Source organism: Microbacterium phosphatis (assembly GCF_049177115.1).
GTDB classification, from domain to species: Bacteria; Actinomycetota; Actinomycetes; order Actinomycetales; family Microbacteriaceae; genus Microbacterium; species Microbacterium phosphatis.
Genome location: NZ_CP185370.1, coordinates 1,691,602 through 1,704,999, shown reverse-complemented (window position 1 = coordinate 1,704,999; position 13,398 = coordinate 1,691,602). Strand labels below are relative to the sequence as shown.

Below are 13,398 nucleotides of genomic sequence, written 5' to 3'. Positions count from 1 at the left end.
TCAGCCGCCGATGGCCTTCAGCCAGAGACGACGGGCCTCGAGCGCCTCGCGCGCGCTCTGCTCGCCCTTCTTGTCGCCCTTGGCCTGCGCCGCGGCGAGCTCGGCCTCGAGCTTCTCGATCGCGTCCTCGAGCTGACGGGTCGCGTCATTCGCGCGCGCCTTCGTCTCGGGGTTGTTGCGCTTCCACTCGACCTCTTCGCGCGAACGCAGGTCGGACTCGATCTTGCGCATCTGGTCGTCGAGGCCCCGCTCGACGTCGCGCGGGAAGATCCGGCCGACCTCGTCCCAGCGACGCTGGATCGCGGTGAGCAGCTGGCGCGCCTTCTTGAGATCGGCGGTGTCGCCGACGACCTTGGCCTCCTCGAGCAGCGCCTTGCGGGCCTCGATCCGCGGCGCGGACTCGGCCTGCTCGGCGGCGTCGCGCTCGGCGCGTGCGCCGTACAGGGCGTCACCGGCGGCCTTGAAGCGGGTCCACAGGGCGTCGTCCACCTTGCGACCGGCGCGGCCGGCGGCCTTCCACTCGTCCAGCAGGGCGCGGTAGGCGGGGATGCCGTCCTCGCCGCGCGGCGCGAGCGCCTCGGCCTTCTCGAGGATGCGCGTCTTCGCGTCGCGGGCCGACTTGTGCGTCTCGTCGAGCTCGGCGAAGAACGCGCGGCGGTGGCGCTCGACCGTCGACCGGGCGTCACGGAACCGCTTCCACAGGGACTGCCCCGTGGCCTTGGGGAGACGCGGCGCCGACTGCTGGTGCGCCTGCCACTCCTCGAACGCGGCGTTCAGCTCGGTTGTCGCCTGCTTCCACTGGATCGACTTGGGGTCGCGGGCCGCGAGGGCCTCGACGCGCTCGACGATCGCGGTGCGCTGCGCCACGGCCTCGTCGACGGCGGCGCGGTGCGCGGCGGCCTCCTCGGCGCTGGCCTCGGCCAGCGACGCCGTCAGCGCGTCGAGCAGGTCGGTGAGGCCCGCGAGGTCGCCCACGACATCGGCGCCGGTGACCTCGTCCTTGAGCTTCTTGGCCTGGCCGCGCAGGTCGGCGGCGGAGGCACCGCCGCGCAGGCGGCGCTGGGCCAGCGTGCGCACACGGAGGGCAAGGTCGTCGAACTTGCGCTCGAAGTAGGCCAGGGCCTCCTGCGGCGTGCCGTCGGGGTACTCGCCCACAACGCGCCACTCGTCGCCCTCGCGGACCGACACAACGCCGGCCTCGTCGACGCGGCCCCAGGTCGTGCCGACCGGAGCATCGGCGGCGTCGGCGGCGGCGGGCGCCCCCTCGGTCGATGCGGCATCGGCGGGCGCGTCGCTCGCGGGAGCGTCGTCGGCCGGGGCCTCGGAGGCGGGCGCCTCGTCAGCGGCGGGCGCGTCCTCGGGGGCGCTCTCCGTGGCGGGGGCCTCGGGGGCCGCCTCCTCGGCGGGCGCGTCCTCGGCGGGAGCGTCCTCGACCGGCGCGTCTTCGGCAGGCGCGTCCGTGGCGGGCACCTCGGGGGCCGCCTCGTCGGCGGGGGCGTCCTCCGCGGGGGCCTCGGGCGCGGCGGGCGCCTCCTCGACGACCGCGGCCTCCTCGGCCGCGGCGGGAGCGACGCTCTCGTCGCCCGCGGGCTGGGTCTCGGCGCTCTCTACGGCGTCGGCGCCGTCGGGAGTGGTGTCTTCAACAGGGGTGTGATCGGAAGTCGTCACGGGAGGCTCCTTGCGCGGTGACCGCGGGAGGGGACAGGACGCGCCCAGCCTAGTACGGCGACGGCCTCCTGGCCCGGCGTCAGCCCGCCGGTGTCGCGGTCGGGGTCGGCGTGGCGGCCGGCGCGTCGGTGGGCGTCGGGGCGGGGGTGCCCTCGGGCGTCGGCGCGGGGGAGGGGTTCTCCGTCAGCGTGGGCGAGGGCGAGGGCGCGGGAGGGGTGCCGGGGCCGACCGTGTAGAACAGCGCCTGCCCGACGATCGCCGCGGCGATCACCACGCCCGCGGCGGTGGCCGCGATGATGTTGTCCCGGCGGCGCCGGCGAACCTGCGACTGGCGCAGCTGCATCCGCGCCTCGTAGAGGCGAGCGCGCTCACGGGCCTCTCGCGCGGCGCGATTCCGGGCGGACGATCCCTTGCCCCCTGCGGCCATGATCGGTGGTCCTCTCGACGACGGCGTCCGGCGGACGTCTCCTGCAGAGCGGGATCGAGCCTAGTGTCTCGTGCGCGCGGGAGCCTCCGGGGCGGGCCCGTGTCCGAGGCGGCGAATAGTCTGGGAACGATGAACGCGGCGAGTGGATCACTCATGGGCGGCGGGCGAGGGCTGACACCGCTCGCGGTGCGGATGCGCCCCACGTCGCTGGCCGAGGTCGCGGGGCAGGCCCATCTGCTGCGCCCCGGCTCGCCGATCGTGGCGCTGGCCGATCCCGAGGCGCAGGCGCCCGGCACGGTCTCCGTGATCCTGTGGGGGCCGCCCGGCACCGGCAAGACGACCCTCGCCCAGGCGATCGCCCGTTCGTCGGGGCGGCGGTTCGTCGAGCTCTCGGCGATCACCGCCGGTGTGAAGGACGTGCGCGAGGTGATGCAGGAGGCGCTGAATCAGCGCGACCTGTACGGCCAGTCGACGATCCTGTTCCTCGACGAGATCCACCGCTTCACGAAGGCGCAGCAGGATGCCCTGCTCCCGGGCGTCGAGAACGGCTGGGTGATCCTGATCGCGGCGACGACGGAGAATCCGTCGTTCTCGGTCATCTCGCCGCTGCTCTCGCGGTCGCTGCTGCTGACCCTCCAGCCGCTCACCGACGAGGACCTCGAGCTTCTCATCGACCGTGCGGTGACCGATGTGCGCGGTCTCGACGACGAGGTCGTGCTCGAGCCGGAGGCCCGGGCCGCGCTCATCCGGCTCTCCTCGGGCGATGCGCGGCGTGCGCTCACCGCCCTTGAGGCCAGCGCGGGAGTTGCGGTGTCCGAGGCGCCGGAGGGCGACGAGAAGCCCGCGGTGACGGCGGCCCACGTCGCCCAGGCGGTCGACCGCGCCCTGCTGCGCTACGACCGCCAGGGCGACGAGCACTACGACGTGATCAGCGCGTTCATCAAGTCGATCAGGGGATCGGACGTCGACGCCGCGATGCACTACCTGGCGCGCATGATCGAGGCGGGGGAGGACCCGCGCTTCATCGCGCGACGCCTCGTCATCTCGGCGTCCGAGGACATCGGCCTGGCCGATCCGCAGGCGCTGCAGATCGCGGTCGCGGCCGCCGACGCGGTCGCGTTCATCGGCATGCCCGAGGGGCGGATCCCGCTCGCCGAGGCGACGGCGTATCTCGCGACCGCCGCCAAGTCGAACGCCGCGTACAACGCGATCAACGCCGCCATCGCCGACATCAAGGCCGGCCGCTTCAGCCCGGTGCCCAAGCACCTGCGCGACGCGCACTACGCCGGCGCCAAGCGCCTGGGCCACGGCAAGGGCTACGTGTACCCGCACGACCACGAGCTCGGTGTCGTGCGGCAGCAGTACCTGCCCGACGAGCTGCGCGGCCGTCGGTACTACGAGCCCAAGCCCCACGGCACCGAGCGCGAGATCGGCGCGCGACTCGACAAGCTCCGGCGGATCCTGGGCGACTGAGCTCGCCGGCCGACCCTGATCCGCATCGGGGTCTTCCCTGGTTCCGTCTTTCGATCCTTGACGTCGAGCCCGTCGGGCCGCGAGGGTGAGCGTGTCCTCCCCTCCCACAGACGAGCCCCGTCCCGGGCTCACTCATCGACGAGCCCCGTCCCGGGCTCCGAAAGAGGTGCCGCATGGCCGTGTTCCGGCGTGTCGTCCTTCCCGTCGCCTGGCTCGCCATCGGCGCCGTCGCCACGACGGCGCTCGTGAAGCTGGCGTTCTTCCCCGATGCCACCGAGGCGGCGGTCGTCGGCGCCGGTGCAGAGCCCACGGGGGCGCTGACCGAGCCGCAGATCGCGGTCGAGCGCGGCACGATCGTCAACGAACTCGATCTGCCGGCGACCGTGATGAACGACCCGGCGATCGCGCTGCCGGTCTACAAGCCCGGAACCGTGGTGGACGTCTTCTTCGCCCGAGGCCAGGTGGTCGAGGCCGGTGCGATCGTCGCCAGCGTGCGCCAGGACGTGCCCCAGGAGGACGGATCGACCTTCGCGCTGTGGAGCGAGATCCTCGCGCCCGGGACCGGCACCCTGTCCGAGCTGACCCTCGCGAGCGGCCAGGCCGTCGCCCCGGGCGACACCGTCGGCGCCATCGCGCCCGCGACGTACCGGATCCAGGGGTCGATCGCCCCCGCCGATCGCTACCGGCTCGTGAGCGAGCCCTCCGAGGCGAGCATCCGCATCACCGGAGGGCCTGCGCCCTTCACCTGCACGGGCCTGAAGCTCGAGACGCCCCTCGCCGGGCTCGCCGGCGCCTCCGAGGGCGAGGCGGCGGCGCCGACCACCACGACCGTGCGGTGCCCCGTGCCCGCGGGCAACCGCGTCTTCCCCGGGCTGGGCGCCACCATGACGATCGCCGGTGGCCGGGCCGAGGACGTGCTCGTGGTGCCCATGACGGCCGTCATCGGCACGGCCGAGGCCGGTGTCGTGTTCGTCCCGGGCGCCGACGGGCTGCCCGAGGAGCGCGCGGTCGTGCTCGGGCTCAACGACGGATCGAGCATCGAGGTGCGGGAGGGGCTCGAGGAGGGCGAGAGCATCTTCGAGTTCGTGCCCGCCGAGGAGATGCCCGCCGAGGCCGACGCAGAGACCGCCGAGGCCGAGGGGTGAGCGATCCGATCGTCCGCGCCGCGGGCCTGACGCGCACCGTCGAGCTGCCCGATGCCGAGCCGCTGCGGATCCTGCGCGGCGTCGACCTCGAGGTCGCCGTGGGCGACCACGTCAGCATCATGGGACGCTCCGGATCCGGGAAGTCGACGCTGCTGAACATCCTCGGGCTGCTCGATGCCCCCACCGACGGCACGCTGGAGTTCGACGGGGTGCCGCTGCAGCGGATGTCCGCCGGCCGGCGCGACCGCACGCGAGGGCGCAACGTGGGATTCGTGTTCCAGCAGTTCAACCTGCTGCCGGGCCGCACGGCCCTCGAGAACGTCGAGATGCCGCTGCTGTACGACGGCGGACGGTCGTTCTGGCGTCGCCGCACGCTGGCCGCCGAGATGCTCGAGCGCGTCGGGCTCGGTGCCCGCCTCGAGCAGATGCCCGACCGCCTGTCCGGCGGCGAGCAGCAGCGGGTCGCGATCGCGCGCGCCCTGATCCGCTCGCCGCGCCTGATCCTCGCGGACGAGCCCACCGGTGCGCTCGACGTCGAGACGGGGGCCGTGATCATGGACCTGCTCGACCACATCGCCACGCAGGCGGGCGCGGCCCTCATCACCATCACGCACGATCCGCACGTGGCCGCCCGCGCGCAGCGCGCGTATCGGCTGGCGGACGGCGTGCTGCACGAGACCTCGCCGGTCCTCGAGCCCGCCGCGGCCGGAGGGGTCGCATGAGCGCGCTCAGCTCGGTCGCCGGGTCTCTCGCCGAGGCCTGGCAGGAGCTGCGGGTCCACCGGCTGCGTGTGCTGCTCAGTCTTGTTGTGGTGGCCGTGTCGGTCGCGGCGTTCACCGCCGTCGTCGCGCTCGGCCAGATGCTCTCGCAGGGCTTCCAGGAGCAGATGGAGCGCGGCGGCGGCCGGCCGGCCCTCATCAGCCTCACCGCCTACGACGCCGGTGCCGACCCGTCCGGCGCCCCGAAGACGCCCGACGGCACCGCGCTCGATGCGGCGTTCCAGCGCACGACCGAGCGCTTCGGCGTCGAGTGGACCTCGCGCGTGGCGTGGCTCGACGCGCAGCTGCCCGGTGGCGGCTTCGCCGGCATGCAGGCGGTGGACCCCGACTTCGGTGTCATGCGGCGCGTGCCGATCGTGCAGGGGCGGTGGTTCACCGACGCCGACGCCGACCGCCTGGTGCCCGCCGTCGTCATCAGCGAGAACTGGTGGAAGTCGCTGGGCTCGCCGGCCATGGCCGCCCACCCGACCGTCGAGCTCAGCCTGAGCACGTGGGCGCCGGACGGCACGCAGACGGCGCCGGTCCAGGCGGAGGCCGTGGTCGTCGGGGTCACGACCTCGACCGACGGGCCGGACTCGTACGCGGGGTACGTCATCTACGAGGACATCGTGGCGATCGCCGGGCCGACGATCTCGGCCAACGCCGATCGCCAGGCCTGGATCCCGCTCGAGGGAGCGGACGAGCTCATGGAGGCCCTGCGGGTCTCGTTCGGCAGCAGCCTCTCGAGCGGGATGCAGGCCGAGGCCTACCGCACCGACTACGTCTTCCAGCAGGAGCAAGGCTACGACCCCTTCGGGCCGATGTTCCTCGTCCTCGGCGGCATCGCGTCGCTGATCCTGGCGCTGGGCGGGCTGAGCCTGCTCAACATCACGCTGGTGACGGTGCGGCACCGGATCCGCGAGATCGGCGTCCGGCGCAGCTTCGGCGCGACCGGGGCGCGCGTGTTCATCTCGGTGATGCTGGAGAGCGTGGTCGCGACGGTGATCGCGGGCGGGATCGGCATCGTCGTGGTGATCCTCGGGCTGCGCCTGCCGATCGTGACGGAGACGATCTTCATGGGCCTGCAGGAGCCGCCCGCGTTCCCGATGTCGGCCGCGATCACGGGCCTGCTGGTCTCGGCGGGTGTCGGTGCGCTGGCGGGGCTCGTGCCCGCCCTCGTCGCGGTCCGGGTCAGGCCGATCGACGCGATCCGGTACTGATCACCGCCCGACAGGGACGAGGATCGGCGTCTGATAAGCTGGATCGGCTCGAATTCCGGGCACATCCCCTTCTGCAAGATCCCTCGGGTGGGTAGACGTACGCCCGAATCGGATGGGAGGGGACTGTACGTCCGAGCGTCGCGACAGCCGCGGCCTCGTGAAAGGAAATCATGACGACCAAGTCGCAGGACCGCCGCAAGGTCCGCCTGTCCCGCGCTCTGGGCATCGCGCTGACGCCCAAGGCCGCCCGTTACCTCGAGAAGCGCCCCTACGGCCCCGGCCAGCACGGACGCACGAAGCGCAAGGCCGACAGCGACTACGCTGTCCGCCTCCGTGAGAAGCAGCGTCTGCGCGAGCAGTACGGCATCCGCGAGAAGCAGCTGCGCATCGCCTTCAACGAGGCTCGCCGCACCGACGGCCTGACGGGTGAGAACCTCGTCGAGCTGCTCGAGATGCGTCTCGACGCCCTCGTGCTGCGTGCGGGCTTCGCTCGCACGACGGCGCAGTCGCGTCAGTTCGTGGTTCACCGCCACATCCTCGTCGACGGCAAGATCGTCGACCGCCCGTCGTTCCGCGTCAAGCCGGGTCAGACCATCGAGGTCAAGGCCAAGAGCGAGGGCATGGAGCCGTTCCAGGTCGCAGCCGCCGGCGGTCACGCCGAGGTTCTTCCGAACGTCCCGGCCTACCTCGAGGTCGAGCTCGACAAGCTCCAGGCGAAGCTCGTGCGTCGCCCGAAGCGCGCCGAGGTGCCCGTCACCTGTGACGTGCAGCTCGTCGTCGAGTACTACGCCGCTCGCTGATCACTCAGCACACGCGTTCTTCGAAGGGCGTCGGGGCTTCGGCCCCGACGCCCTTCGTCGTTCCCCCGGGGGATCGGTCTACGATGGACAGACGCCGCGGATCGCGGCGGAATCCCGGAGGATCAGTGACATGAAGAACATGCTGTGGTTCGTGCTCGGCATCGTCTCGGGCTTCGCGGCGGCCCACTTCCTCAACAAGGATCCGCGCGGCGCCGAGGTGCTCGCCGACATCGACGCGCGCATCGACGAGTTCGTCGAGCGCATCGGCGAGGCCTACCGCCTCGAGGAAGCCCGTCGCGCGGACGACGCCCCGGCCGCCTGATCCCCACACCCGAGGTCGCCGTCGCACGCGACGGCGACCCCCGCATGCACTCGCGCCCGAGCCCATCGGCGCAGAACCCCCACTCAAGGACGTCACACCCCTCATGAAGACCGCGGACATCGCGAAGCGCTACCTCGACTACTTCGAGAAGAACGACCACACCATCGTGCCGTCCGCCTCGCTGGTGAGCGACGACCCGTCGATCCTGTTCACGATCGCCGGCATGGTGCCCTTCATCCCGTACCTGACGGGGGTCGTCCCCGCGCCGTACACGCGCGCCGCCGACAACCAGAAGTGCATCCGCACGAACGACATCGAAGAGGTCGGCAAGACCGCCCGCCACGGCACGTTCTTCCAGATGCTGGGCAACTGGTCGTTCGGCGACTACTTCAAGGAGGGGGCGATTTCGTACGCGTGGGAGCTCCTCACCTCCTCCGAGGCGGACGGCGGCCTGGGCTTCGACGAGAAGGACCTCTGGGTCACCGTCTACGAGACCGACGACGAGGCCGCAGAGCTGTGGCAGCGGATCGCGGGTCTTCCCGCCAGCCGCATCCAGCGCCTCGGCCGCGAGGACAACTTCTGGACCACGGGCCAGCCGGGCCCCGCGGGCCCCTGCTCGGAGATCTACTTCGACCGCGGCGCGAAGTACGGCAAGGACGGCGGCCCCGCAGTCGACGACAACCGGTTCCTCGAGATCTGGAACCTGGTCTTCATGCAGAACGAGATCACGAACGTGCGCTCGAAGACCGAGTTCGACATCGTCGGCGAGCTGCCCGCGAAGAACATCGACACGGGCATGGGCCTCGAGCGCGTCGCCTTCCTCAAGCAGGGCGTCGAGAACATGTACGAGACGGATCAGGTCCGTCCGGTCATCGACCGCGCCTCCGAGCTGTCGGGTCGTCGCTATGGCGCCGAGCACACCGACGACGTGCGCTTCCGCGTCATCGCGGACCACATCCGCTCCTCGCTCATGCTGCTCTCGGACGGCGTCACCCCCTCGAACGAGGGCCGCGGCTACATCCTGCGCCGCCTGATGCGCCGCAGCGTCCGCTCGATGCGCCTGCTCGGCGTCGAGGAGGCGACGTTCCCCGCGCTGTTCGAGGCGTCGCGCGATGCGATGAAGGAGGCGTACCCGGTCGTCGACACGGACTGGGACCGCATCTCGTCGTACGCGTTCGCCGAGGAGGAGACCTTCCTGCGGACGCTGACGGCCGGATCCACCATCCTCGACACCGCGGTGGCCAAGACCAAGGAGGAGGGTGGCAGCACCCTCGCCGGCAACCAGGCGTTCCTCCTGCACGACACCTACGGCTTCCCGATCGACCTCACGCTCGAGATCGCCGAGGAGGCGGGCATCGGCGTGGATCGCGACGGCTTCGACAGCCTGATGCAGGAGCAGCGCCAGCGCGCCAAGGCCGACGCGAAGTCGCGCAAGCGCGCGATCGCCGACGTCAGCGTCTACCGCGAGTTCCGCGCGCAGGGCGAGACCGTCTTCACGGGCTTCACCGACCTGCAGACCGAGAGCCGTGTGCTCGGCGTGCTCGTCGACGGCCTGTCGGTGGCCAAGGCGACCGAGGGGCAGATCGCCGAGGTGATCCTCGCCGAGACCGCGCTCTACGCCGAGTCCGGCGGCCAGGTCGCCGACAAGGGCACGATCGTCGGCCCGGGCTTCGAGCTCGAGGTGCTCGACGTGCAGAAGCCCGTCCCGGGGCTCGTCAGCCACACGGTGGAGGTCACCCGCGGTGAGGTCGGCGTCGACCAGCCGGCGACGACCGTCGTCGACGCCGCGAACCGCCGCGCGGCCACGCAGGCCCACTCGGCGACGCACCTCGTGCACGCCGCCCTGCGCGACACCCTCGGCAAGGGCGCGACCCAGGCGGGCTCGCTGAACCGCGCCGGATACCTGCGTTTCGACTTCTCGTGGGGCCAGGCGCTGAGCGCCGCGACCCGCTCGGAGATCGAGGAGATCGCCAACAACGCGGTGCGCGACAACCTCGAGGTCACCACGCGCGTGCTCTCGCTGGACGACGCCAAGGCGGCGGGCGCCATGGCGCTGTTCGGCGAGAAGTACGGCGAGACGGTCCGCATGGTCGACATCGGCGGCCCCTGGTCTCGCGAGCTTTGCGGCGGCACGCACGTGTCCGCCAGCGCCGAGATCGGCCTGATCAACCTGATCGGTGAGTCGTCCGTCGGCGCCTCGAACCGCCGCGTGGAGGCCCTCGTCGGCCTCGACGCGTTCCGCGAGCTCACCGCTGAGCGGGCGATCGTCGCCGAGCTGTCGGCGTCGCTGAAGGCCCCCAAGGACCAGCTCGCGAACCGCATCGCCGAGCTGTCGGCGAGCCTGAAGGCGGCCGAGAAGAAGATCGCCACCTTCGAGGCCCAGGCGCTCGCGGGTCGCGTGCCCGCGCTCGCGCAGACTGCCGAGCGCGTCGGCGCGGTCAACCTCGTCGCGCAGTCGGTCGGGCAGGTCGGCTCGGCCGACGATGTCCGCAGCCTCGCCACCTCGGTGCGCGACCGTCTCGGATCCGAGGCCGCCGTGGTGGCGCTCACCGGCACGGCCGGCGAGAAGGTGTTCGCCGTGGTCCTCACCAACGAGGCGGCCCGCACGGCGGGTGCCAAGGCGGGCGTGCTCGTCAAGGCCGCCCTCGGCGCCCTCGGCGGCCGCGGCGGCGGCAAGGACGACATGGCGCAGGGCGCGGGCTCGGACGTCTCGGGCATCCCCGCGGCGCTCGACGCCGTGCGCGCCCAGCTCCAGGGCGCGTGAGCGGGTTCCGCCGCGGCGTGCGGCTCGGCGTCGACGTGGGCAAGGCCCGCGTCGGCGTCGCGCGCTGCGATCCGGACGGCATGCTCGCGGTGCCCGTCGAGACGGTTCCGCGTGACGAGCGGTCGATCGCGCGGCTCGTCGAGCTGGCGGCCGAGTACGCCGCGATGGAGTTCGTTGTGGGCCTGCCGCTGAACATGCGCGGCGAGGACACGGCCTCCACGGCGGATGCGCGGGAGTTCGCGGCGCGGCTGCTCGCGGCCCAGGAGGCGCCCGTTCGCCTGGTGGACGAGCGCCTCAGCACGGTCACGGCGCACTCCGCGCTGCGTCAGAGCGGGCGATCGCAGAAGGGTTCTCGTAACATTGTCGATCAGGTCGCCGCAGTGGTGCTGCTCCAGCACGCCATCGACAGCGAGAAACGCACCGGGGCGGCCGCCGGTATCCCTGCCGGCCTACCCGAGGAGTAAGACCCGCGTATGACCGAGCCCTCCCGCGAGAACCCCCCGCTGACGCGCCGCGAGGCACGCGAGGCCGCACGCACAGGTCAGATCCCGATCCAGGCCGCCGCCGGCGCCGTCGACGACCCGGTCGACGAGCGGGCCGAGGCGCGCCCGGATCTCGGGCCCGTGTCGGCCTCGGCGACCACCCCGTGGAACGGGACGGTGCTCCCCGGCGGCGCGCCCGCTGAGCGGCCCGAGGCCGCGCAGCCCGAGACGGTGCCGTTCGACACGCCGCGCGACGACGACGCGGATGGGGGGCGCCCCGGCGCGCCCGGCCCGGTCCGCGGGGGAGCGGCCCGGCCCGCGGAGCCCTCGTCGCTCGAGGACCTCTTCGCGCCCGAGCACGCCGCACCTGTCAAGAAGAAGCGCCGCGGCGGCGGGTGCCTGATCGCGCTCCTGATCTTCGTCCTGATCGCCGGCGGCCTGACCGCCGCCGGGTTCTGGGCGTGGAACACCTACGGTCCGGTCGTCGCCGAGAAGCTCGGCTGGGACGGCCCGCACGACTACGAGGCCGGCGAGGCGACGGGTGAGGCCCTCATCACGATCGAGGAGGGCGACGGCGGCGAGGCGATCTCGAGCACGCTGTTCGAGGCGGGCGTGACCCTGCGCGCCGACTCGTTCTACGACCACCTCATCGAGATCGGCAAGGTGCCGACGTTCTATCCCGGCGTCTACCAGCTGCAGCAGAAGATGACCTCCGCGGCCGCGCTGGAGGCGCTGCAGAATCCGGCCAACAAGCTCGAGAACACGGTCGCGCTGCAGGAGGGCTGGACCGTGCGCGGGACGCTCGAGGCCGCATCGATCGGTCTCGACATGCCGGTCGAGGAGCTCGAGGCGGCCGCGGCCGATCCCTCCGCGTTCGGTGTCGAGGGCGACAGCCTCGAGGGCTGGCTGTTCCCGGCGCACTACACCTTCGATCCCGAGACGACTGCGACGCAGGTGATCCAGGCGATGGTCGACCGCACGCGCGAGTCGCTGACCGCCGCGGGCGTCCCCGCGGGCGAGGAGCACCGCATCCTGACCATCGCGTCGATCATCCAGCGCGAGGGCGGCTCCGCCGACTTCGGCAAGGTGGCCCGCGTGATCCTGAACCGCCTCGACCCCGAGATCTCGGACACGAACCAGCTCTTGCAGATGGACTCGACGGCGCAGTTCGGCTACCGGATGACGCATCCTGACGCGCCGGAGCAGACCACGGCGTTCAGCACGGACGAGCAGCTGCAGGACCAGAACCCCTGGAACACCTACGTCCACCCGGGGCTCCCGGCAGGCCCGATCGCCAACCCGGGCGACGAGGCCATCGCGGCCGCGATGAACCCGGACGACGGCGACTGGCAGTACTTCGTGACGGTGGACTTCGAGACGGGGGAGACCCTGTTCGCGGCGACCTACGGAGAGCAGCAGCAGAACGAGGCCAAGCTGCACGCGTGGTGCGACGCGCACCCGGGCCACGCGGGCTGCGGAGGGTGAGCGCGAGCCATCTCGCGGTGTGGGGCGATCCGATCGCCCACAGCCGCTCACCGCAGCTGCACGGCGCCGCGTACGCCCTCCTCGGCCTCGACTGGTCGTTCGAGCGCGTGCGCGTGGCGGAGGACCGCTTCGACGCCGTCCTCGCGGGGCTCGATGCCTCGTGGCGCGGCCTGGCCGTGACCATGCCGCTCAAGGAGCGGGCGTGGAACGCGGCCGGCTGGCGCGATCGGCGGGCCGAGCTCACCGGCGCGGTGAACACGCTGCTGCTGCCGGGCGCGGACGTCCCGCGTCCGGTCGGCGCGCCGGCCGACGCCCCGGTGGGCTTCAACACCGACGTCGGCGGGATCGTGGCCGCCCTCGCGGATGAGGGCATCACCCGCATCGGCTCGCTGCGACTGGTGGGCGCCGGGGCGACCTCGGCCTCCGCGCTCGTGGCCGCGGCCGAGCTGGGCGCCGGGCGGGTGGCGATCGTCGCCCGCCGCGCCGAGCGGGCGCGCCCGCTCATCGACATCGCCGAGCGCCTGGGCATCACCGCGACGGCCGAGTCGTTCGGCGGCCCGCACGCGGCGACCGACCTGACCATCGCGGCCCTCCCGGGAGGGGCCGAGCTGCCCGATCCGCATGCGGCGGCTCTCGCGCGCGACGGCGGGCCGCTGTTCGATGTCGCCTACCACCCCTGGCCGTCGCAGCTGGCGACCCACTGGACGGGGGAGCGCGCGATCGCCGGGTTCGGCATGCTGCTGCACCAGGCCGTGCTGCAGGTGCGGATCTTCACCACGGGATCCGTGGATCAGCCGCTCGAGAACGAGGATGACGTCCGCGCCGAGATGCGCTCCGCGGTCATGGGAGACTAG

The 13,398-nt window shown here is 72.4% G+C and carries 12 protein-coding genes; 10 read left to right on the top strand and 2 right to left on the bottom strand.

Features of this window, described 5'->3' with window-relative positions:
* Positions 1–1,668: a DUF349 domain-containing protein gene (locus ACOKGD_RS08115; RefSeq protein ID WP_342334678.1), complete on the bottom strand. Its 1,668-nt coding sequence runs from the start codon at positions 1,666–1,668 to the stop codon at positions 1–3.
* Positions 1,669–1,747: 79 nt separating this feature from the next.
* Positions 1,748–2,011, bottom strand: a complete 264-nt coding sequence (locus ACOKGD_RS08110; RefSeq protein WP_342334679.1) for a dioxygenase — start codon at positions 2,009–2,011, stop codon at positions 1,748–1,750.
* Between the two features lie 213 nt (positions 2,012–2,224).
* Between ACOKGD_RS08110 and ACOKGD_RS08105 the strand changes: the two genes are divergently transcribed.
* From ACOKGD_RS08105 to ACOKGD_RS08060, 10 genes are all read left to right on the top strand, one after another.
* A complete protein-coding gene (locus ACOKGD_RS08105; RefSeq protein ID WP_342334680.1) occupies positions 2,225–3,568 on the top strand; it encodes a replication-associated recombination protein A in 1,344 nt (447 codons plus the stop codon).
* 173 nt (positions 3,569–3,741) lie between these two features.
* Complete coding sequence (locus ACOKGD_RS08100; RefSeq protein ID WP_342334681.1) at positions 3,742–4,713, top strand: efflux RND transporter periplasmic adaptor subunit; 972 nt, start codon at positions 3,742–3,744, stop codon at positions 4,711–4,713.
* Entirely contained in the window at positions 4,710–5,435 is a 726-nt protein-coding gene (locus ACOKGD_RS08095; RefSeq protein ID WP_342334682.1) for an ABC transporter ATP-binding protein, read from the top strand. The genes ACOKGD_RS08100 and ACOKGD_RS08095 overlap by 4 nt, the downstream gene beginning before the upstream one ends.
* The gene (locus ACOKGD_RS08090; protein WP_342334683.1) at positions 5,432–6,691 is read left to right on the top strand and encodes an ABC transporter permease; all 1,260 of its coding nucleotides are present in this window, start codon (positions 5,432–5,434) and stop codon (positions 6,689–6,691) included. Before ACOKGD_RS08095 ends, ACOKGD_RS08090 begins: the two co-directional genes overlap by 4 nt.
* A 170-nt stretch (positions 6,692–6,861) precedes the next feature.
* Positions 6,862–7,491, top strand: coding sequence for a 30S ribosomal protein S4 (gene rpsD / locus ACOKGD_RS08085; RefSeq protein WP_342334684.1), 630 nt, complete (start codon positions 6,862–6,864; stop codon positions 7,489–7,491).
* Positions 7,492–7,621: 130 nt separating this feature from the next.
* The gene (locus ACOKGD_RS08080) at positions 7,622–7,813 is read left to right on the top strand and encodes a hypothetical protein (protein ID WP_342334685.1); all 192 of its coding nucleotides are present in this window, start codon (positions 7,622–7,624) and stop codon (positions 7,811–7,813) included.
* A 103-nt stretch (positions 7,814–7,916) separates the two neighbouring features.
* Positions 7,917–10,577 carry an alanine--tRNA ligase gene (gene alaS / locus ACOKGD_RS08075; protein ID WP_342334686.1) on the top strand — a complete coding sequence of 887 codons (2,661 nt, stop codon included), beginning with the start codon at positions 7,917–7,919 and terminating at the stop codon, positions 10,575–10,577.
* Complete coding sequence (gene ruvX / locus ACOKGD_RS08070; protein ID WP_342334687.1) at positions 10,574–11,041, top strand: Holliday junction resolvase RuvX; 468 nt, start codon at positions 10,574–10,576, stop codon at positions 11,039–11,041. Before alaS ends, ruvX begins: the two co-directional genes overlap by 4 nt.
* 9 nt (positions 11,042–11,050) lie before the next feature.
* Positions 11,051–12,544, top strand: coding sequence for an endolytic transglycosylase MltG (mltG, locus tag ACOKGD_RS08065; RefSeq protein ID WP_342334688.1), 1,494 nt, complete (start codon positions 11,051–11,053; stop codon positions 12,542–12,544).
* The gene (locus tag ACOKGD_RS08060) at positions 12,541–13,398 is read left to right on the top strand and encodes a shikimate dehydrogenase family protein (RefSeq protein WP_342334689.1); all 858 of its coding nucleotides are present in this window, start codon (positions 12,541–12,543) and stop codon (positions 13,396–13,398) included. The genes mltG and ACOKGD_RS08060 overlap by 4 nt, the downstream gene beginning before the upstream one ends.